The sequence below is a fragment of the Marinifilum sp. D714 genome (assembly GCF_030851345.1).
Classification (GTDB): Bacteria; Bacteroidota; Bacteroidia; order Bacteroidales; family Marinifilaceae; genus Marinifilum.
Map to the genome: position 1 here is coordinate 49616 of NZ_JALPNU010000015.1, position 21155 is coordinate 70770.

General features: G+C 35.4%; 18 protein-coding genes and 1 tRNA gene. 12 read left to right on the forward strand and 7 right to left on the reverse strand.

Annotation, left to right across the window (positions count from 1 at the left end):
- Window positions 1-11: 11 nt before the first annotated feature.
- Together M0051_RS13690 and M0051_RS13695 are read left to right on the forward strand one after the other, a co-directional pair.
- Entirely contained in the window at window positions 12-590 is a 579-nt protein-coding gene (locus M0051_RS13690; RefSeq protein WP_306742075.1) for a biopolymer transporter ExbD, read from the forward strand.
- Complete coding sequence (locus tag M0051_RS13695) at window positions 590-1063, forward strand: biopolymer transporter ExbD (protein ID WP_306742076.1); 474 nt, start codon at window positions 590-592, stop codon at window positions 1061-1063. The genes M0051_RS13690 and M0051_RS13695 overlap by 1 nt, the downstream gene beginning before the upstream one ends.
- Before the next feature lie 99 nt (window positions 1064-1162).
- Here the strand turns inward: M0051_RS13695 and M0051_RS13700 are convergent.
- Window positions 1163-1236 (reverse strand) — tRNA-Arg (locus tag M0051_RS13700).
- A 212-nt stretch (window positions 1237-1448) separates the two neighbouring features.
- On the opposite strand from M0051_RS13700, the gene leuS reads away from it, so the two are divergent.
- The 4 genes from leuS to M0051_RS13720 all read left to right on the forward strand — a co-directional run bounded on the left by leuS (window position 1449) and on the right by M0051_RS13720 (window position 7449).
- Window positions 1449-4208, forward strand: coding sequence for a leucine--tRNA ligase (gene leuS, locus M0051_RS13705; protein ID WP_306742077.1), 2760 nt, complete (start codon window positions 1449-1451; stop codon window positions 4206-4208).
- 92 nt (window positions 4209-4300) lie between these two features.
- A complete protein-coding gene (locus tag M0051_RS13710) occupies window positions 4301-5161 on the forward strand; it encodes a YitT family protein (protein WP_306742078.1) in 861 nt (286 codons plus the stop codon).
- An 11-nt stretch (window positions 5162-5172) separates the two neighbouring features.
- Window positions 5173-6039 carry a YitT family protein gene (locus M0051_RS13715; protein ID WP_306742079.1) on the forward strand — a complete coding sequence of 289 codons (867 nt, stop codon included), beginning with the start codon at window positions 5173-5175 and terminating at the stop codon, window positions 6037-6039.
- Between the two features lie 96 nt (window positions 6040-6135).
- Window positions 6136-7449 (forward strand): peptidoglycan DD-metalloendopeptidase family protein, encoded by a 1314-nt coding sequence (locus M0051_RS13720; protein ID WP_306742080.1) that lies wholly within the window; start codon window positions 6136-6138, stop codon window positions 7447-7449.
- 31 nt (window positions 7450-7480) lie between these two features.
- Here M0051_RS13720 and purN read toward each other — a convergent pair whose 3' ends face one another.
- Window positions 7481-8089 carry a phosphoribosylglycinamide formyltransferase gene (purN, locus tag M0051_RS13725; protein WP_306742081.1) on the reverse strand — a complete coding sequence of 203 codons (609 nt, stop codon included), beginning with the start codon at window positions 8087-8089 and terminating at the stop codon, window positions 7481-7483.
- Between the two features lie 149 nt (window positions 8090-8238).
- On the opposite strand from purN, the gene M0051_RS13730 reads away from it, so the two are divergent.
- The 5 genes from M0051_RS13730 to M0051_RS13750 all read left to right on the forward strand — a co-directional run bounded on the left by M0051_RS13730 (window position 8239) and on the right by M0051_RS13750 (window position 13200).
- On the forward strand, window positions 8239-8475 hold the full coding sequence (locus tag M0051_RS13730; RefSeq protein ID WP_054718918.1) for an acyl carrier protein: 237 nt from the start codon (window positions 8239-8241) through the stop codon (window positions 8473-8475).
- A gap of 21 nt (window positions 8476-8496) precedes the next feature.
- Window positions 8497-9750, forward strand: coding sequence for a beta-ketoacyl-ACP synthase II (fabF, locus tag M0051_RS13735; protein ID WP_306742082.1), 1254 nt, complete (start codon window positions 8497-8499; stop codon window positions 9748-9750).
- 3 nt (window positions 9751-9753) lie between these two features.
- Window positions 9754-10494 carry a ribonuclease III gene (rnc, locus tag M0051_RS13740; protein ID WP_268191515.1) on the forward strand — a complete coding sequence of 247 codons (741 nt, stop codon included), beginning with the start codon at window positions 9754-9756 and terminating at the stop codon, window positions 10492-10494.
- 526 nt (window positions 10495-11020) lie between these two features.
- On the forward strand, window positions 11021-12508 hold the full coding sequence (locus tag M0051_RS13745) for a sensor histidine kinase KdpD (RefSeq protein WP_306742083.1): 1488 nt from the start codon (window positions 11021-11023) through the stop codon (window positions 12506-12508).
- 5 nt (window positions 12509-12513) lie between these two features.
- Window positions 12514-13200 (forward strand): response regulator transcription factor, encoded by a 687-nt coding sequence (locus M0051_RS13750; protein ID WP_054718930.1) that lies wholly within the window; start codon window positions 12514-12516, stop codon window positions 13198-13200.
- A 474-nt stretch (window positions 13201-13674) separates the two neighbouring features.
- Here the strand turns inward: M0051_RS13750 and M0051_RS13755 are convergent, their stop codons facing one another.
- Entirely contained in the window at window positions 13675-14379 is a 705-nt protein-coding gene (locus M0051_RS13755) for a hypothetical protein (RefSeq protein WP_306742084.1), read from the reverse strand.
- A gap of 286 nt (window positions 14380-14665) precedes the next feature.
- On the reverse strand, window positions 14666-16453 hold the full coding sequence (gene lepA / locus M0051_RS13760) for a translation elongation factor 4 (RefSeq protein WP_306742085.1): 1788 nt from the start codon (window positions 16451-16453) through the stop codon (window positions 14666-14668).
- Window positions 16454-17163: 710 nt separating this feature from the next.
- Here lepA and M0051_RS13765 point away from each other — a divergent pair.
- Window positions 17164-17910: a DUF6261 family protein gene (locus M0051_RS13765; RefSeq protein ID WP_306742086.1), complete on the forward strand. Its 747-nt coding sequence runs from the start codon at window positions 17164-17166 to the stop codon at window positions 17908-17910.
- Window positions 17911-18404: 494 nt separating this feature from the next.
- On the opposite strand, the gene M0051_RS13770 is transcribed toward M0051_RS13765, so the two are convergent.
- The 3 genes from M0051_RS13770 to M0051_RS13780 all read right to left on the reverse strand — a co-directional run bounded on the left by M0051_RS13770 (window position 18405) and on the right by M0051_RS13780 (window position 21154).
- The gene (locus M0051_RS13770; RefSeq protein WP_306742087.1) at window positions 18405-18593 is read right to left on the reverse strand and encodes a hypothetical protein; all 189 of its coding nucleotides are present in this window, start codon (window positions 18591-18593) and stop codon (window positions 18405-18407) included.
- 6 nt (window positions 18594-18599) lie between these two features.
- Window positions 18600-18785: a hypothetical protein gene (locus M0051_RS13775; RefSeq protein ID WP_306742088.1), complete on the reverse strand. Its 186-nt coding sequence runs from the start codon at window positions 18783-18785 to the stop codon at window positions 18600-18602.
- A 209-nt stretch (window positions 18786-18994) separates the two neighbouring features.
- Window positions 18995-21154: a peptidase domain-containing ABC transporter gene (locus M0051_RS13780; protein ID WP_306742089.1), complete on the reverse strand. Its 2160-nt coding sequence runs from the start codon at window positions 21152-21154 to the stop codon at window positions 18995-18997.
- Between the last annotated feature and the right edge of the window lies 1 nt (window position 21155).

The window sequence follows — 21155 nt, forward strand, 5'->3', positions numbered from 1 at the left end:
ATACCTTTATTATGGCAAGAAAAACACCAGAGATTAACTCAAGTTCGATGGCCGATATTGCATTCTTGTTGCTGATTTTCTTCTTGGTATCAACTACGATGGATGTGGATACTGGTATCTATAAAAAGTTACCTCCTATCCCTGAAACAGATCAACCTGATGAAGAAGTTAAGGTAAAAAAACGTAATGTTTTAGCGATATTGGTAAACCGTAACGATGAGTTGTTGGTGAATGGTGAACTTTTGGACATTTCACAATTGCGTGAAAAAACCAAAGAGTTTATCCTGAATCCAAACAACAGTGAAGAACTTCCTGAAAAACAAGTAAAAACAGTTCCATATTTTGGAGATGTTATGGTTTCGAAAGGATTGGTTTCATTGCAGAACGACCGCGGTACGAGTTACGAAATGTATATTAGAGTTCAGGATGAGCTAGCCATTGCTGCTCGTGAGTTAAAAGACGAAAAAGCAATGTCTAAGTGGGGAAAAGTTTACAGTGAGTTGGATAAAGAACAACAAGATGCTGTAAAGAAATATGTCCCAATGGCAATATCCGAGGCTGAACCTAAAAACGTAGGAGGGAAAAGATAATGTCAAAATTTAAAAAAGGCGGAAGTAAAGAAACTCCTGAAATTTCAACAGCGTCACTTCCTGATATCGTATTCATGCTTCTATTCTTCTTCATGGTATCAACTACCATGCGTGATGTAGAATTGAATGTAAGCTATGTACAGCCACAAGCTAAGGAATTGACAAAGCTTGAAAAAAAGGATTTGGTAAGTAACATCCATGTAGGTGTTCCTTTGAGAAAATACCAAAAAACTTTTGGTACTGAATCAAGAATCCAGCTGAACGATCAGTTTGCAACTGTTGATGATATTCAATCTTTCATTGCATCGGAAAGAGAAGCAAGAAAAGAAGAATTACGTAACAAGTTGACAACCTCTCTAAAAGTTGACAGATACACAAAAATGGGTATCATTGTTGACATCAAACAAGAGTTAAGAAAAGCAAGTGCTTTGAAGCTGAACTATTCAGCTCTTCAAGGTGCTGAAGAAAACTAAAAATTTTCGAGCTTAAAAATATAAAAGGAGTCCATTAGGGCTCCTTTTTTTATGCAATGAATTGTAATAAAAAAAGCTTGGAAATGCATCCAAGCTTTGTGACCCGTACAGGATTCAAACCTGTGACCTTCAGAACCGGAATCTGATGTTCTATTCAGCTAAACTAACGGGCCAATGTGTGCACAAATTTAAAAAATTATTTTGTTCTCCTTTCCTACTCTAACATTCAATCTATAATTGATTTTCACCAACTCTCCTAATGCTCTATTAACCAATTTTTAATAAAAAAAACAGTTCGCTAAAAAACAGCTCTTTTATTTCTAAACTTTTACTAATTTTGCGGACTGAATACATTGAAATAACCATATTTTATCAAAATATTACAATGGAGTACACATTTAAAGAAATAGAACAAAAATGGCAGAAGTACTGGAACGACAATAAAACCTATAAGGTTGATGTCGATGCAGACAAACCCAAATTTTATGTGCTTGATATGTTCCCATACCCATCAGGAGCGGGATTACATGTTGGTCACCCACTCGGTTACATTGCGTCTGATATCTATTCTCGTTACAAAACCCTCAAAGGTTTTAATGTACTCCATCCAATGGGATACGATGCATACGGATTGCCTGCAGAGCAGTATGCTATTCAAACTGGACAACATCCAGCAATAACCACTGAGCAAAACATTACTCGTTACAGAGAACAATTGGATAAAATTGGATTCTCTTTCGATTGGGACAGAGAAGTGCGTACTTGTGATCCTGAATATTACAAATGGACACAGTGGGCATTTATTCAAATGTTCAACCACTATTTCGATAACGAAACAGAAAAAGCTCAACCAATTTCAGCATTGGTAACAAAATTCGAAACAGAAGGTAATGCAAATATAAATGCTGCTTGTTCTGAAACTGATATTTTCACAGCTGAAGAGTGGAAAGCTTTATCAAATACAGCACAGCAGGAAATTCTTTTGAATTATCGCTTGGCTTACCTTGCGGATACAATGGTAAACTGGTGCCCAGAATTGGGAACTGTTTTAGCCAACGATGAAGTAAAAGATGGTTTATCTGAGCGCGGTGGACATCCTGTTGTTCAAAAGAAAATGCGTCAATGGTCACTTCGAGTATCGGCTTATGCAAAAAGATTACTGGATGGTCTTGACAATTTGGAATGGACAGATTCTTTGAAGGAAATTCAGAAAAACTGGATTGGACGTTCTGTTGGTGCAGAGGTGAATTTTGGAGTGAAAGATTCTGATATCAAAATGGAAATCTTCACCACTCGGCCTGACACCATCTTTGGAGTTACTTTTATGGTATTGGCACCAGAAAGTGAATTGGTAGATACTTTAACCACTCCAGAATACAGAGAAAAAATTGATGCATATATTGAAGCTACCAAGAAAAGAACCGAAAGAGAACGTTTAGCTGATGTAAAAACAGTTAGCGGTGAGTTCACAGGTGCTTATGCAATTCACCCATTCACAGGAGAAGAAATTCCAATTTGGGTAAGCGATTACGTGTTGGCCGGATATGGTACTGGTGCTATTATGGCTGTACCAGCTCACGATAGCCGTGACTACGCATTTGCAAAGCATTTTGATTTGCCAATCATCCAGGTTGTTTCTGGTGGTGATATTTCGGAGGAATCATACGATGCCAAAGAAGGAAAATCGATGAACTCTGATTTCCTAAACGGATTAGATGTTAAGGATGCGATTGTAAAAGCAAATGAAGAAGTAGAAGCAAGAGGCTTAGGTAAGAAAAAAATAAACTATAGATTGAGAGATGCTATTTTCTCTCGTCAGAGATATTGGGGAGAACCATTCCCAGTGTATTTCAAAGAAAACATGCCATACATGATGGAAATGGATCAGTTGCCTTTGGAATTACCAGAAATTGACAAGTACTTGCCAACTGAAAGTGGGGAACCACCATTGGGACGTGCTAAAGATTGGAAAACAGCAGATGGTCACCCAATTGAATTGAATACAATGCCTGGTTTTGCAGGATCATCAGCATATTATTTGCGTTATATGGATCCACGCAATAACGATGCGCTAGTTTCTAAGGAGGCAAATGAATACTGGCAAGATGTTGACTTGTATATCGGAGGAACTGAGCATGCAACTGGTCACTTGATTTATTCACGTTTCTGGAACAAGTTCTTATTCGATATCAACGAAGTTTGCAAAGATGAACCTTTCAAAAAATTGATCAACCAAGGAATGATTCAAGGTCGTTCGAACTTTGTTTACAGAGTTAAGAACACCAACAAATTTGTTTCTTACGGCTTAAGAAAAGAGTACGATACAACTGCAATTCACGTAGATGTAAATATCGTGAAGAATGATGTATTGGACACAGAGGCTTTCAAAGCCTGGAGACCAGAATTTAAGGATGCTAAATTTATTCTTGAAGATGACAAATACATTTGCGGATGGGCTGTTGAAAAAATGTCGAAATCGATGTTCAACGTTGTAAACCCTGATGTAATTGTAGAAGAATATGGTGCTGATACACTTCGTTTGTACGAAATGTTCCTTGGACCATTGGAAGCTCACAAGCCTTGGGATACAAATGGTATTGATGGTGTTCACAAATTCTTAAAGAAACTTTGGAGATTATTCTACAAAGGTGAAAACTTTGAAGTTTCTGATGCAGAACCAACAAAAGATGAATTGAAAGTTCTTCACAAAACCATCAAGAAAATTCAGGATGATATCGAAAGATTTTCTTTCAATACATCAATTTCTGCTTTCATGATTTGTGTGAATGAATTAAGTAGCTTAAAGTGTAACAATAAGGCTGTACTAGAAGATTTCTTAAAACTTCTTGCTCCTTTCGCACCGCATATTTCAGAAGAATTGTGGAACAAATGTGGTAATAACGAAAGTATTACCAAAGCAAGTTTCCCTGAGTTCAATGAAAGCTTTGTTGCTGAAGATTCTCATGCATACCCAGTGTCATTTAATGGTAAAATGAGGTTTAAGCTAGAGCTGTCATTAAGTATGAGTAAGGATGAAATTGAACAGGAAGTCCTGAATTGTGAACAGGCTCAAAAATGGATTGATGGAAAAACACCTAAGAAGGTGATTATCGTTCCTAAAAAAATCATCAACATAGTAGTATAAAGTAGAAAACAATAAGCACAATTTATAATCAGGCTTCGTTTTTCTAATAAACGGAGCCTTTTTTTTTCACATTGAATTATTTTTAAAATACAATGAAATTCTCTATTAATGAATTAAAATCATATGCTATTATTACACTTGGCTTGTGTGTTTATAGCTTTGGATGGACTGCATTTTTGATTCCTTCAGAAATCGTAGCAGGAGGTGCTGGTGGTATTGGAACCCTTATTTATTACGCATCAGGTGAAACAATTCCTGTTGGGTACTCCTATCTTGTAATTAATGTTTTTTTAATTTTAATTGCTTTACGAGTACTGGGGAGTAAATTCGGTATAAAAACCATATTTGGAATTATTGTAGGTTCCCTTTTATTAACATTGCAACAAAGAATTTTTTCAGAACCTCTAGTAGATGACAAATTTATGGCAACCATTATAGGAGGTATCCTAGGCGGTGCAGGTATTGGAATCACTTTTACTCAAGGAGGAAGTACAGGAGGAACTGATATTATTGCAATGATGGTTAACAAATATTACAATATAAGTCCTGGCAGAATTATCCTCTATCTAGATATTTTTATCATCGCATCTTCTTATTTTCTTTTTAAAGATATCTCAACCATTGTATACGGATACGTTGTAATGGGCGTTGCTGCCTATGCTATTGATATGGTTATATCTGGAGCAAAACAATCAGCTCAGCTATTCATCATATCACCACATCATGAAGAAATTGCAAATAGAATTAGCACAGAAACCGGAAGAGGAATTTCGATGTTGCACAGCACTGGTTGGTATTCAAAAGAAGAAAGCAAAATGTTAATGATTGTGGTTCGTAAACATGAAACACAGCGTATTTTCAAATTAATTAAAGAAATCGATTCGGAAGCTTTTATTTCAATGGCCTCAGTGATGGGAGTTTACGGATTAGGTTTTGAAGAAATTAGAGCATAAAAAAAGAAATAATGGCTAATCAGAAAATCAGTTTATCAGAAAACATTCGTTCCTATTTAATTATTACCATAGGATTGCTTATTGGTTCTTTGGCATGGACCGGTTTTATAATACCATCTGGAATTGTAGGTTCAGGAGTAAGTGGAATTGCAACCATGATTTATTTTGTAACAGGAATAAAGGTTGGTTATAGTGTATTTTTAATCAATACGGTATTTCTACTGATATCATTACGTGTGCTTGGCTTTTCTTTTGGAATAAAAACATTGTATGGAATTACCGTAATTTCATTTTTCCTATGGCTGCTTCAATCCATTATCACCGAACCTTTGGTTTCCGACAGGTTTATGTGTGCTATCATCGGAGGTATTATGGCTGGAGCAGGTGCAGGAATGATTTTATCGCGTGGTGGAAGCACAGGCGGCACCGACATTCTAGCCATGATGATCAACAAGTACAAAAATTATAGTCCGGGACAACTTCTTTTAACAATTGATGTGATAATAATCTCTTCATCATATTTTTTAGAAAACTCCATTGAACAGGTGGTATACGGGTTTGTAACAATGGGTGTAAGTGCTTATGTAGTTGATATGATTATTGAAGGAAGTAAACAATCTGTTCAAATAATAATTTTCACACAGAAACCTGAAGTAATTCGAAAAGAAGTAATTCACAATTTAGATCAAGGACTTACAGTAATAAATGCCACCGGAGGATATAGTAATGAGGATGTGAAAATATTGATGGTACTGGCAAAAAAACGCGATTCTCAAACCATTTTAAAAATGATAAAGCATGTAGATCCCGATGCATTCATATCTATGGGTAGTGTAATGGGTGTTTATGGTCAAGGTTTCGACAAAATTAAATCTTAATACTTAAAAAAGCTTAAATACTACAATCTCTATCTTTTCAAGTTGTATGACTATAAAAACAGTTATACCTTTAGGGGCGAATTCAAAATTTCCGAAATGAAAAAGTTCTTCAACTATAAAACTCTCATTATTGCTGCCCTTGTAGTAATAGGCCTATTACTTTTTAAAAAATTTAAATCAGATGTACCTGAGGAAGTAAAAAGCGATAATCATGAATTGATTGATTCAACAGCTTTAGAGCCTGTTAATTTAAAATATGGATTTCCTATTGATAATTTTAATGTTGAAGAAAGTAAGGTTAAGAGAAATCAGAGTTTGTCAACAATATTAAGACAATACGATGTATCATATGCTGCAATCGATAAAATTGCAAAAAAAGCCAAAAATGTTTTTAATGTAAGAAGGATAAAATCAGGACGAGAATATTCTGTGTTGTTCTCAAAAGATAGCTTAAGAACTCCAGAGTATTTTGTATACGAAAACACACCAGTTGAATATATTGTATTTGATTTACGAGATACTTTGCATGTATACAAAGGGGAAAAAGAGATTATTTATAAGCGCAAACAAATTAAAGGAACCATTGAAAGTTCACTTTGGAATGCCATGGTAGAAGCCCAGGCTGATCCTATTTTATCCATCGAATTATCTGAAATTTATGCCTGGACTATAGATTTCTTTGGTATAGGTAAAGGCGATGAATTCAATATTATTTATGAAGAAGCTTTTGTTGATGATGAATCAATACATGATATCAAGGTACTAGCTGCCAATTTTATTCATCACAAATCAGATAATTATGCCTTTGCCTTTAAAGAAGGTGAAAAAAAAGGCTTTTTTGATGAAGAAGGGAAAAGCCTGCAAAAAGCATTCTTAAAAGCTCCTCTGCGTTTTTCAAGAATTAGTTCCAGGTTTTCTAATCGCAGATACCATCCTGTGCTAAAAAGATATAGAGCTCATCATGGTGTAGATTATGCAGCTCCAACGGGAACTCCTGTTCATACTATTGGAGATGGTGTTATTATTAAGAAAGGTTACCAAAAAAGAGGCGGTGGAAGATATTTAAAAATAAAACACAACAGTGTATACACCACAACCTATATGCATTTATCCCGTTTTGCCAAAGGTATGAACACAGGTGTTAGGGTAAAACAAGGGCAAACCATAGCATATGTTGGTTCTTCAGGATTATCAACAGGACCACATCTCGATTTTAGAGTTCATAAAAATGGAAGCCCAATTAATCCATTAAAAATGAAATCACCTCCTGTAGCTCCCGTTAAGAAAGAAAATCAGGCTCAATTTGAAATTCTTAAAAACAAATTGATGAAAGAATTAAATGGATTAGATAATATTCCAGAACCATTAATACCGGATTCTTTGAACAATACCCTGGCATCAAAAAAATAAAAGAGAGTCAAAAAATAATAGAGCAATTACTTTAAAGTAATTGCTCTATTATTTTAGGGAAGTGCTCATATTCTAATTTGTGTACTTTATTTGCAACATCCTCTGCAGTATCATTAGGTTCCACTGAACACTTGGCCTGAAAAACAATTTCACCCTCATCATATTTCTCACTTACCATGTGAATGGTAATTCCAGATTCAGTTTCCTGGTTTTCTACTACCGATTTGTGAACATTCATACCATACATTCCTTTCCCACCATATTTTGGTAACAAAGCAGGATGTATATTTATTATTCTACCTGAAAATTCTTGTAGCACATTAGTCGGTATCAACCATAAAAACCCAGCCAGCACTATTAAATCAACTTGCTTTTCTTTTAAATAATCAACCACTTTTGATGTCTCTTTAAAATCTGATCTTGAAAAAACAAAAGAAGGAAGTTTTAACTTTTCTGCTCGATTTAGCACAAAAGCATTGGGATTATTTGTGAGAACACAAGCAATCTCAACATTGGAATTATTTTTAAAGTACAACGCTATATTTTCAACATTAGTACCTGATCCTGAGGCGAATAATGCAATTTTCTTCATGGTGAATTTGTTGTTAAAATAGTATGCCCAAAGGTATATAAAAGCCATTGGATGTAAAATAATTTCGCTAGAAAAGGAAAAAGAATTACATTTGTCCCCAACTTTGTGAAAAAGATTTGAATTTTTTCAAGTAAATTTATTTCTTTGCACAGTTGAAAATTAATTAGTTTAATATTAATCATTTAAATTTTAAAGTTATGTCTGATATTGCATCTAGAGTAAAAGCTATCATTGTTGATAAGTTGGGTGTAGACGAAACTGAAGTAACTCCAGAAGCTAGCTTCACTAACGATCTAGGAGCTGACTCATTGGATACAGTTGAGCTAATCATGGAATTCGAAAAAGAGTTTAACATCGCTATTCCAGATGATCAAGCAGAAAACATCGGTACAGTAGGTGACGCTGTTTCTTACATCGAAGAAAACGCTAAGTAATTATTAACCAGACCCTTTTTTATGGAATTTAGAAGAGTAGTTGTAACTGGGCTCGGAACAATTAACCCAATTGGTAATAGTATTGCCGAATATTGGGAGAATTTGGAGAATGGAGTAAGTGGTTCTGGAATGATCACTCATTTCGACGCTTCAAAATTCAAGACCCAGTTCGCTTGCGAAGTTAAAAATTTCGATGCTAAAGAGCATTTTGATCGCAAAGAAGTTCGCAAACTGGATTTATATACTCAGTATGCGCTTGTAGCTGTTAAAGAAGCTATGGCTGATTGCGGTTTAGATCTTGAATCGGAAGATTTAACAAAAGCCGGAGTAATTTGGGGTTCTGGTATCGGCGGTATTAAAACTTTCTTAGATGAAGTTAAAGGATATGCAAACGGGGATGGAACTCCTCGTTTCTCTCCGTTTTTCATTCCTAAGATGATTTCGGATATTGCTGCCGGCCATATTTCGATGAAGTATGGATTCCAAGGACCAAACTACGGTACAGTTTCTGCATGCGCCTCCTCTTCACACGCTATTATTGATGCGATGAACTACATCCGTCTGGGTAAAGCTGATGTCTTTATCACAGGTGGATCTGAAGCATCAGTAAATGAAGCAGGATTAGGTGGTTTTAATTCAATGCAGGCATTGTCTACTAACAATGAAGAGTTTGAAACTGCATCTCGTCCGTTCTGTAAAACTCGTGACGGTTTCGTTATGGGTGAAGGAGCAGGCTGTTTAATTCTTGAAGAATATGAACATGCCAAAGCACGAGGAGCTAAAATTTATGCTGAAGTTGTTGGTGGAGGAATGTCCGGTGATGCTTATCACCTTACTGCAACTCACCCTGAAGGTAGAGGAGCCATTAACTCAATGAATATGGCTTTGAATGACGCTGATTTGAAACCAGAGGATATCGACTATATCAATGTTCACGGAACATCAACTCCAGTTGGTGATATTCCTGAAACTAAGGCGGTACAAACTGTTTTCGGCGAGCATGCATATAAATTAAACATTAGTTCTACAAAATCGATGACAGGACACTTGTTAGGTGCTGCTGGATCTGTTGAAGCAATTGCTAGTATCTTAGCAATGAACAATCAAACAGTTCCTCCTACCATCAATCACAAGGAACAAGATCCTCAAATCGATGAAAGACTAAACCTTACACTTCACAAAGCTCAAAAGCGCGAAATCAGAGCTGCTTTGAGTAATACTTTTGGTTTTGGCGGACACAATGCATCCGTAATTTTCAAATCATTTAGTAAATAATTTGTGATTAAGTCTATTATTCAATCCATAAAACTTTTTTTCTTTCCTAGGAGGGAGTTTTATGGATTGTTATTTGATTTTCTAGGGTTTTATCCTAACAAACCCGACCTGTATGAATTGGCTTTCATACATAAATCGGCCAGTATACCTAAGAATGGCTTTAACATGAATAATGAACGTCTGGAATATCTGGGCGATGCAATTCTTGGTGCCGTAATTGCCGATATCCTTTACAAGTATTTTCCTAATAAAGACGAAGGTTTCCTAACTCAAATTCGTTCTAAAATTGTTAGTCGAGAATCGCTAAATAAACTTGCCCTTAAAATTGGCTTGGACAATCATGTTGTATCCAATGTAAATATGAACAACAACAAACATATTTATGGAGATGCATTCGAAGCTTTAATTGGAGCAATTTATTTGGATCAGGGATATCTTAAAACCCGTACTTTTATCGAAGATAAAATCTTTAAGAAGTATATCAATTTGGAAGAAGTTGTGACTGTAGAAACCAACTTTAAGAGCAAATTGATTGAGTGGGCTCAAAAGAACAAAAAGGATGTATTCTTCGATACTCAAGAAGATGGTGTTGATAAAACATTGCGTTTGCCTTTATTTATTTCCGAAGTTGAGGTGGAAGAAGTGAAAATGGGTAAAGGTATTGGTACTTCAAAGAAAGAAGCACAGCAAAAAGCTGCTCGTGAAGCCTTGAAAAGAATCAACCAGAAAGAGCTGGCATCCTAATTTAATTTATTCTTTGTATTATAAAAATTCATCAGGTCTGAATTAACCTGACAGGAATTGCTATGTCTAGTTGTAAGGATCTTCTGGTAAATAATGGGTACAAAAAAAAGGACGGTAACCACAACCGCCCTTTCATCTAACTATTAACCAAAATTTTTAATCAAGGAGATTGTTCCTTATAGATTCGCTCTCCGATAGCAAATATAGTATCAAATTATAAACTTCAAATACCTTTTCAGTAAAAATTTGTTAAAATAACGAATTTTTGCCTTAATTATAATCAATCCTAATTTAGAGAAGCTATATTCCATTTAAATTTTCTAATATCCTGATCAATAACAAACTTATACATCACTTGTGTTAAAGATTGTTAAGTCGTAATTGTAGGATGATGATTTTTTTATCTTTGTATACGTGAAACCAGCATGATTAAAATAATTATTAAAAACACACTACAGTAATTGTTTTTATCTTGCAACTTCCTCCCGGTAATATTGGGATGACTAGTGGAAGAAAATAAATAAAGATGAATCAGAAGTACATTTGGTTAGTTACGATTGTTTTGTGTATATCATTGTTTGGATTGATATTGGTCCAAATAAAATACTTTCAATCTGCATCAAAACTTAAAGAAGAACAATTTTCCTTAACTGTTAGTAAAGCCTTAGATCAGGTTGTTAAAAAGTTGGAACATGATGAATCTGTAAATATGATTCTAAAAGGCAATGGTTCTAATCATTCAAACATAGCAGGACATTCGGATCTTTCAACAGAAAGCTCGACGATTTCTTTCACTATGGATCAAAAACATGACAAAGCCGTTTTAAGTATCTCTCATGAAAACAAAAATATCAATATTGCCGAAGGCTCATTAAATGGAGGCTTAGCAAAATTCCAAGAGCAATTTAATAAAGCCTTAACAAGTAGAGGAAATTATGGAGAATTTGCTAATAAATTAAAAAATGCAAATCTAAAACTTAGCGAGCGTATTGACCTTAAAGCTTTACCTACTTTAATTGAGCAGAAGTTAAGAGACAATGGAATCAAATTAAATTTTGAGTATGCAGTAAAAGTGAATGGCATCAAGTTTGAAACGGCTTCAAAGAATTATTTTAGAAATCCTTCTGTGGAGAAGTACACCAAACCTCTATTTCCAAACGATTTGTATTTTACAAGAAATAACATTTTACATGTTTATTTTCCTGCGAAACAGCAGCACATGCTTCAATCATACACAATGCTATTTCCTTCATTTATTCTTACCTTGGTATTGATACTTTGCAGTGCTTTTACAATTTTCATCATCTTCCGCCAGAAAAAGTTGTCGAAAATCAAGAACGATTTTATCAACAATATGACTCATGAGTTTAAAACTCCAATTTCAACAATATCATTGGCATCGCAAATGCTGAAAGACAACAGCGTTGCAACCACTCAAAGCTTTATCGATCATATTGCAAAAATCATAAACGATGAAAGTAAACGATTAACTTACCAGGTTGAAAAAGTATTGCAAATGGCAGTATTTAATGAAGCCAGAATGAAGTTAAAGTTGAAACCTATAAGTGTTCATAAAATAATTCAAAATTTATTACCTAACTTTACTATTAGAGCAGAAGATAAAAGTGGTAACATGTACCAAAATTTAGATGCTAGCCAGGATACAATTATGGCAGACGAAGTTCATGTTAGCAATGTTATCTCAAACCTGTTGGACAATGCAATTAAATATTGCAAGGACAATCCGGAAATCAGTATCAGTACACGGAACAGAGACAAGGGTATTGTTATTTCAATTACTGATAATGGGATTGGAATATCGAAAGAAGATCAGAGAATGGTTTTCGAACGCTTTTTCCGTGTTCATACAGGAAACGTGCACGATGTTAAAGGATTTGGCTTGGGCTTATCCTATGTGAAAAAAGTTGTTGATGCACACAATGGTGAAGTGAATGTAGAGAGTGTTCTCGAAAAGGGATCAAAATTTGAAGTATATCTTCCTTTAAAAAAATAGACGCAATGGAACAAGTTAAAATCTTATTAGCCGAGGATGATGCGAACCTAGGCCTTTTGCTTAAAGAATATTTAATCGCTAAAAATTATAACACTACTCTTTGCGAAGATGGTGACAAAGCTTACGATGAGTTCTTGAAAAATCCTTACGACCTGTGCATTTTTGATATCATGATGCCTCATCGAGATGGTTTTACGCTTGCAAAGGATATTCGTTTAATCAATAGCGAAATTCCAATTATCTTTCTGACTGCAAAATCGATGAAAGAGGATGTTTTGGAAGGATTTAAACTTGGTGCCGATGACTACATGACCAAGCCATTTAGTATGGAAGAACTTTTGGTGAGAATTGAAGCCGTTCTGAGAAGAACCGCAGGAGTTAAGCCAGAAATTAACCAGGAAGAATTTAAATTAGGTCGTTATACTTTCGATGCTAAAAAACAATATTTGGTTGATGGAGATGAAACCATTAAACTAACAACCAAAGAATCGGAACTTTTAAAGCTTCTTTGCAACAATGTAAATAAAGTATTGGAGCGAAATCTGGCTTTAAAAACCATTTGGTCCGACGATAATTATTTCAATGCACGTAGTATGGATGTTTACATTACCAAACTTCGTAAACACTTGAAGGAAGAGCCAAGCATTGAAATTATTAACGTTCACGGTAAAGGTTATAAATTGATAATGTAATCCACCAGATATCAAAAAAGCTGCTTTTTAAAGCAGCTTTTTTTTGGTTCTATATGGAATCTGGTGCGTAACTAAATCGAATATTAATTGAAAAGAACAATCCTAGAATTCTTTAATTTTACTCTGCTCAAGCCGCATGGCTCTTACTTTTTATTCATCAAATGATTTCTTTAAAAAGGAATTCATGAGCTCCCTTCGGTCGGTTCCATTGATGAAAAAGTAAGCAAAAAATCTAGGGCGTGTAAGCACAAACTCCTTCTACTTGAAAACATTAAATTCGGCGGGGTGATCTTCTCAATTCTTCGAAGCTTCCCCGTCTCTCTAAATGTTTTCTACGGATAAGAAGCTTGTCCTTCCAATGCCCGACAATCCCACACGAACAAAGTAGATTATTTTTTACTTATAAGCTATATAATTTCATGAATCACCCACTATAAATCATACAGAGCTTTTTTTTATTATGAGAGAAAGAAACTACTCCTTTTGTTTCTTCGTTTTCTTTCTTTTTATCTTTTTCACTTTCTTTCCATCCTTCTCCTCTACCGTAACCTCAACATCCACTTCGTGCTCACCATGCTTTTCAATCCAAACATTGTCTTTGCCTGAACTCTTTATTTTAATGATTTTCACACCATCTTCCTCAGTAATTTCTACATCGTCGGAATCTTGAATGATGATAATTTTTTCCGCTTTTTTCCCATCAAATGGAAGTACATTCAATTTGTGTTTACCTCCATGAAGCATTTCAATATGGATATCTTTCGAAATACAAGAATCACCTGAGTGGAAAATAAAACTCCCATCCTCACCCGAGAACTTAAATTTCTTCATCATTTTTATTGCATCTCCATCAAAAGTTGAGTCGATATTAAAAACAAAGCTCTCAATCATTTTGAAATGCTTTCCATGCTTTTTATCATCACTAGAATACCAAACCATATGCTTTTTCATTAAAGAATCTGATACACCCTTTAATTCTATAATTTTCATGATTTCATCATGATCTTTATGCTCGTGGAAAATTGTATCGATGACAGTTTCTTTTCCGTCTTCAATCACTTTTACTTTAACATGCACCTCATGTTTTTCCTTTTTCTTATCCTTCTCTTGAGCGAAAGTAACTTGTGACACCAACAAAACAGCACAACATAGGCTTAGTAAGAGTCTAAATCGTTTCATAACCATTGTATTTAAATTTGACTTGAATTATCTACTTTCAAAATTATCATACAACTGAAAAAAAGGCAGTTAAGCTTTAGCTAAAAAGAGTTAAGGAAAGGTTAAAATAGCGATCAGTAGTCAGCTTTCAGCTACTAGCCCCAAGCTATAAAACTTATTACGCTTAAAATTGTTATTATAAGCCTCTTTAGAGCTTGAAGAAAAAAAAAGCTGTCCGAAAAATCGAACAGCTTTGTATATCTTTTTTAATGCTGACAGGATCTCCGAACGCTGTCAGATTACATTATTAGTCTAATTTAAGAACCGCAAGGAAAGCTTTTTGTGGTACTTCTACATTACCTACCTGCTTCATACGCTTCTTCCCTTTTTTCTGCTTTTCCAACAGTTTACGCTTCCGCGTGATATCACCACCATAACATTTTGCGGTTACATCTTTACGAACAGCCTTAACGGTTTCACGAGAAATAATTTTAGCTCCAATTGCACCCTGAATGGCAATATCAAACTGTTGTCTTGGAATCAATTCTTTCAGCTTCTCACACATTCTTCTACCGAATGCCTGTGCATTATCGAAGTGAATTAAAGTAGAAAGTGCATCAACACCTTCACCATTCAACAGAATATCCAGTTTCACCAATTTGGCAGGCTTAAATCCGATCTGGAAATAGTCGAAAGAAGCATAACCTTTCGAGATACTCTTTAGCTTATCGTAAAAATCGAATACAATCTCACCCAATGGCATTTCGTAAGTTAGCTCTACCCTGTCGCTTGTTAAATATTGCTGATTGGTCATGATACCACGCTTGCTCATACAAAGGGTCATCAACGGACCAACAAACTCCGATTTGGAGATAATCTGAGCTCGAATAAATGGTTCCTCGATATAATCCAATGCATTCGGATCTGGCATATCCGATGGATTGTGCATCTCGAACTCATCACCTTTCTTGGTGTGTGCAATATACGATACGTTAGGAACCGTAGTAATTACGTTCATGTCGAACTCACGATCCAAACGTTCCTGAACAATTTCCATGTGCAATAGTCCCAGGAATCCACAACGGAAACCAAAACCAAGTGCCAAGGATGATTCAGGTTCAAAAGTCAAGGAAGCATCATTCAGCTTCAATTTCTCCATTGCCGCACGCAAATCTTCATAATCTTCCGAATCGATTGGATAAACCCCGGCAAATACCATTGGTTTTACTTCCTCGAAACCTTCAATTGCAGCATCGCAAGGATTTGCTTTGTGAGTAACGGTGTCTCCTACCTTTACCTCGGTTGATGTTTTAATACCCGAAATGATATAACCTACATCACCCGTTTTCAAAACCTTTCTTGGTTCCTGGGTCAATCGTAGTACACCAATTTCATCGGCCTGGTATTCCTTCTCGGTATTTACGAATTTTACCAAATCACCTTTGCTGATTTCACCATTCAAAATACGAATGTAAGTAATGATACCACGGAACGAATTGTATTCCGAGTCGAAAATCAATGCTTGCAATGGTGCTTCTGGATCTCCTTCCGGAGCTGGAACACGATCAACAATGGCTTCCAATATATCAGGAACTCCCTCACCAGTCTTTCCACTGGCAGCCAAAATCTCACTCTCATCACATCCCAATAAATCCACAATCTGATCCTTCACATCTTCAGGATTCGCATTTGGCAAGTCAATCTTATTCAAGACCGGAATAATTTCCAAATCATTTTCGATTGCCAAATAAAGATTGGATATGGTTTGTGCCTGAATTCCCTGGGTAGCATCAACAATCAACAATGCTCCCTCGCAGGCAGCAATCGATCTTGACACCTCGTAAGAGAAGTCAACGTGACCCGGTGTGTCAATCAGGTTTAAGGTATACTTTTCACCATCGCGCATATAATCCATTTGGATTGCATGACTCTTGATGGTAATCCCACGCTCACGCTCCAAATCCATATCATCTAGTACCTGCGCCTGCTTTTGGCGGTCGGTAATGGTGTTGGTAACGTCAAGTAAACGATCGGCCAAGGTAGATTTACCATGGTCGATGTGGGCTATGATGCAAAAATTTCGAATGTTCTTCATACTGTCAATTACGAATTACGAATTAGAAATTACGAATTGTATATCACAAATTACGAAAGCTTTTTGGTTCTATTCGCAATTGGTAATTATAAATTCCTAATTGAATCCGCAAAGATATTTAATTCCTTGGAATTTTGGAATGTTAAAAGATTAAATCGTACTGAAGAAATGGCCCATTGGTTTACCAAATATACAATTCAAAACGTAAAAATGGTATTCCCGAACTCCAAGGAAGCATTTTTACTCGTAGTTTTGCTTCATTGGTCTACTGGAATAGTATTTCAACACGTAAAATTGCACAAACAACAAAACGCTTATTCCAAATTAAAGTATTGAAAGGCCCTCTTGGTTTTCCAGATACCCAATTTAAAACGTAAAAATGGCATTCCCGAACTCCAAGGAAGCATTTTTACAGGTCGATTTAGCTCCTTGGTTCTTTGGGTTACCCACTTAACGGGTAAACTCAGCACTCCAAACAAGCGTTATTTATTTATGGATTAATCAGACAAACACACTATACTTAGTTAATTTAAATCAATTCCAAATAAGCTTCTTTTCCCTACCATTACAAGCCATTTTAAATGCACAATCACAAAGCACTGATTATCTGATCTTATTTTTTCCATTTATATAATTGTGGAATAAATTCTTTATTCATAACTTCCTTTGAGTTTAAATAATATTAATACTATATTTTAAATTTTAAAAGTATGTTTTACTCTATTAAGTTTCACAAGATGCATTTGGCAGAATATCTATTATTAGGCTCAAAAGCATCGAACATTTTGGGTAAATACGACGAAACTGAACTTCAGTTAGTCAAGCCAAAAACCAAAGTCACTGCTGCCTTAAACAAATTGGAAGATAACCTTAAAATTTCTCCAAGTAGTATGCGAACCAGCGAACTTGCAGCCAAGGATCTAAGAAGAGACAATGGATGGAAGTGTTTTATGTACCTGGTAATTTCACAGTCGTACAATGAGGATGCTACAATACGTACACATGCAGAGAAATTGGTAACTGTGGTTCGTTCACCTGAAATGCGCATTTACGACATGGGTTACCAAGACCAAACTGTTAGCATGATTAACTTTTTCAATAAAGTTGATTCTAATGAAGAGCTTAAAGCAGCCATTACTGGCATTGGCGCCAATAATCATTATGCTTTCCTTAAAACTTCTCAGCAAGATTTTATTGCCAAAGAAGAAGAAAAAAACAAGGAAGAGGCCGAAAAGCCAAATGCTGAAGGAGCAAAAGCTGCCAAAGAAGTTCGCAAGGCCATTGAATCTCTCGATCAGTTTTTATCGGTAATGAAGGATATGACCGAAAAAGTGGAATATGAAAATATTGCTGCGGAAATAAACGAAGTAATAAAAGACATTAACTCAAGAATTGCATCACGCGAAACCAGACGCGAAAATGCAAAAGAGGAAGAAGAAACAACGCTTCAGGAATAGTCATTTGTTTTCCGACTATTAAATTTGGAAAGGACGCCACGGGTTGGGGTCCTTTTTTTAGCATGTGCTCTGCATATCTAGTAAATTCTTTTTCTTCACAAATGCCGAATTGCAAATTAATGCAAATGGGATATTCTAAAGATAGTTTTATTTTTTCTAAAAATAGGTACGAGTGGAAAACACTCGCACAAACTATTGGTGCATACCTGAGAGTATCCAGGTGCACGATCAGTTAATACAAAATAAGAGCATCTAGTTTTTTATTAGAATATTACCACATTCATTATAAAAACTACTCTACTATTTTTAATCTTTTTACTACTTAAACAAATCAAATAATATTTGTTTTAACAAATCCCATTCTTTAAAGACGTAAAAAAAGAATAAAAAACTAATTGCAACTATAGTATATTCTTTCAAATAATTTCTTTTTTTCTTCATCACGCAAAATATAATTCCCAGTTTTCAATAAAATAAAAACTGGGAAATGTTAATTAATTTACTGGTTTGTAATTCTCAACAAGGTCACAAATTACATCAATTTGTCCCATAATACCTCCTCCACCTTTAATATAGATTCCCAATTCTCTCCATGCAAAACCTACATCATAAGCAAAGCCACCACCTTGAACATCCAAAAGTTCTAAAGTATTTAATTCTGTGCAATTATATATTTCTTCCATAATAATTTAATTTTTAATTTCTGGTTCACCAGCTAAACCTTTTTTAAAGTTATCCCAATCACTTATCACAGCAACAAAAGTTGCAATGATCAATCCAGCTCCTACAGGCCCCCAAAAACTACCGCCTCCATTTAAGTTCTTAATCTCAGAAGTCTCCATTTCAGAAACTCCAAATTCATTTAAATCTTTCATGTTCACAAAATTTTAAATTGTTAATAATTCATTTAATTTTGTGCAGGCTTTTAAGCTAAGTCCGATCAACAGCATGGGTTCGCCAAAACACTTCTGTTTTTCGGGCTTTTTTACCTACACTTTATATATTCGCATTGGCCAAATTTGAATAACACTTGTAAAGATAATTGCAAGCAGTCCAATAAACTTGGACTTTACAATATTTTTTCTCAAAAAATACTTAACTCAGGCATTTGCTTTTGCCACATTTGGTAATATTTGCCTTGGTTTTCGTACAATTCGCTATGCGAGCCTTCTTCCATTAGCTTGCCTTTTTCCAAAACAATAATTTTATCAGATTGTAGCACCGTACCCAAACGGTGAGCAATTAAAACAATGGTCTTACCTTGTTCTTTTAAACCTCTAATGCAGTTTTGAACTTGTTCTTCCGATATGGAATCCAATGAGGATGTTGCCTCATCCAGAATCAATACCTGTGGATCGCAATACAAAGCACGGGCAATTGCCAATCGTTGTTTCTGTCCACCCGAAAGAGAAGCACCATTTTCGCCCAACCAAGTTTGGAAACCATTGGGCAATTCTTCTATAAAATCCAAAATCCCAATTTGTTTGCAAATTTCCAATATGCGTTCCATATTGGGTTGAAACTCGCCTACTGCAATGTTTTCAATTACATTCCCTGCAAACAGATCTAAATTCTGGGGTACAATGCCCACATAATTTCTCAAACTTTCGTTTGATGCATATTTGACATTTACATTCCCTATGTAGATGTTTCCATCGTTTAAAGGATATAATTTCTGCACCAAGGCTGCAATGGTGGTTTTACCTGAACCACTCTCTCCAATAATGGCAGTAATTTTACCATGAGGAATTTGCATGTTGAATTTCTCGAACACATCAACACGTGTACCGTAAGAAAAGGATACATCCTGAAAAATTAGATCTCCTTGATGTTGTTTATCCAGTTCGATCATATTTTCCTCCTCTTCACGTTCCAAATCCATAATCTCAAACAAACGATCTGCGGCAATCAATGCATTTTGCACCGATTTATTCATGCCTATTAAAGAGGCAACAGGTCCTGTGAAATATCCTATTATGGCATAAAAGGACATTAATTCACCCGGAGTTATGGTCTGATCGATTACCAAATACCCACCAAACCATAGTAGAACGATGGTAAAAATTCGGCTTAAAAATTCGGAAGAATTCCCTGAGAATATTGCATTCAACCCCGACTTGTATCCAGTTTGCAACAAATTGATAAAGCGGGTTTCCGTTTTCAAATTGGCAAAATCTTCCAGGCTTAACTGCTTAATGGTTTTTACAGAGTTGAGGGATTCCACCAGTTGTGTTTCCAAATCGGCAGCACGTTCCATTACCTTTCGCTCCTGTTTTTTATTTAGCCTGTTGGTAATAAAATAAACCAAAGTGTATAAAGGAATAATTAAAGCCATTGCCAAAGCCAATTTCCAAGAATAAATAAACATTAAAGCAAACGAAAAGAATACAATAAACACATTTACGATTAGGTTAATGGCAGTATCATTAATAAAGGCCCTGATTTTTACAGCATCATTTATTCTCGAAATAATCTCACCAATTCGCATGGTATCGAAAAAGCGTTGTGGCAATTTCAGCAGATGTTTGTAGTAACCCAAAATCAAGCGGGAATCAATCAACTGTCCAGTTTTTAACACCATTACCGTTTTCGATGTTCCGATAAATATTTGAAAAATGATTAAAACAACCATTCCAATACTCAGCAGGTTGAGAAGGTTTTTATTGCCATCAACAAGCACAAAGTCGGTTAATTTTTGTATGTAAATGGAGGTTGATAGTCCCAATACGGTATAAACAATTGCTCCAAATAATGCCTGAAATAAAATGCTCTTATGGGGTTTTAGCAAAAAGAAAAAACGAGAAATATTCGAAACTTTTTCATCTTTCTTCACAAAACTTTCATTAGGCACCATCAAAATCAATACTCCGGTCCACTCTTTCTCAAATTCAGCTATACTTTTCTTATGAATCTGCCCGTCACCCGGATCCATTACCTCCACATACTTGTCAGTGACCTTATAGATAACAACATAGTGTTGCAAGACCTCCTTAACAACTACATGTGCAATGGCAGGCAAGGGGATTTTTGACAAACTATCCAGCTCTCCCCGCACTCCTTTGGCAGTAAAACCGAGTTTTTCTGCAGCTTTAATCAAACCCAAAGCATTGGTACCTTTCTTATCGGTACCTGCCATTTGTCTGATTCGGGAGATTGGTAGTTTTAATTTAAAATGTGCCGAAATGGAAGCAAGGCAGGCAGCTCCACAATCGGTAATATCGTGTTGTTTTATTTTTATACTCATT

Bases quoted from the DNA above. Each gene is read 5' to 3' on its own strand.
- leuS (WP_306742077.1), top strand. From the start codon at position 1,449: ATGGAGTACACATTTAAAGAAATAGAACAAAAATGGCAGAAGTACTGG.
- M0051_RS13710 (WP_306742078.1), top strand. From the start codon at position 4,301: ATGAAATTCTCTATTAATGAATTAAAATCATATGCTATTATTACACTT.
- M0051_RS13745 (WP_306742083.1), top strand. From the start codon at position 11,021: ATGAATCAGAAGTACATTTGGTTAGTTACGATTGTTTTGTGTATATCA.
- M0051_RS13695 (WP_306742076.1), top strand. From the start codon at position 590: ATGTCAAAATTTAAAAAAGGCGGAAGTAAAGAAACTCCTGAAATTTCA.
- M0051_RS13690 (WP_306742075.1), top strand. From the start codon at position 12: ATGGCAAGAAAAACACCAGAGATTAACTCAAGTTCGATGGCCGATATT.
- lepA (WP_306742085.1), bottom strand. From the start codon at position 16,453: ATGAAGAACATTCGAAATTTTTGCATCATAGCCCACATCGACCATGGT.
- M0051_RS13755 (WP_306742084.1), bottom strand. From the start codon at position 14,379: ATGAAACGATTTAGACTCTTACTAAGCCTATGTTGTGCTGTTTTGTTG.
- M0051_RS13765 (WP_306742086.1), top strand. From the start codon at position 17,164: ATGTTTTACTCTATTAAGTTTCACAAGATGCATTTGGCAGAATATCTA.
- M0051_RS13730 (WP_054718918.1), top strand. From the start codon at position 8,239: ATGTCTGATATTGCATCTAGAGTAAAAGCTATCATTGTTGATAAGTTG.
- M0051_RS13720 (WP_306742080.1), top strand. From the start codon at position 6,136: ATGAAAAAGTTCTTCAACTATAAAACTCTCATTATTGCTGCCCTTGTA.
- fabF (WP_306742082.1), top strand. From the start codon at position 8,497: ATGGAATTTAGAAGAGTAGTTGTAACTGGGCTCGGAACAATTAACCCA.
- M0051_RS13715 (WP_306742079.1), top strand. From the start codon at position 5,173: ATGGCTAATCAGAAAATCAGTTTATCAGAAAACATTCGTTCCTATTTA.
- purN (WP_306742081.1), bottom strand. From the start codon at position 8,089: ATGGCTTTTATATACCTTTGGGCATACTATTTTAACAACAAATTCACC.
- M0051_RS13780 (WP_306742089.1), bottom strand. From the start codon at position 21,154: ATGAGTATAAAAATAAAACAACACGATATTACCGATTGTGGAGCTGCC.
- M0051_RS13750 (WP_054718930.1), top strand. From the start codon at position 12,514: ATGGAACAAGTTAAAATCTTATTAGCCGAGGATGATGCGAACCTAGGC.
- M0051_RS13770 (WP_306742087.1), bottom strand. From the start codon at position 18,593: ATGGAAGAAATATATAATTGCACAGAATTAAATACTTTAGAACTTTTG.
- M0051_RS13775 (WP_306742088.1), bottom strand. From the start codon at position 18,785: ATGAAAGATTTAAATGAATTTGGAGTTTCTGAAATGGAGACTTCTGAG.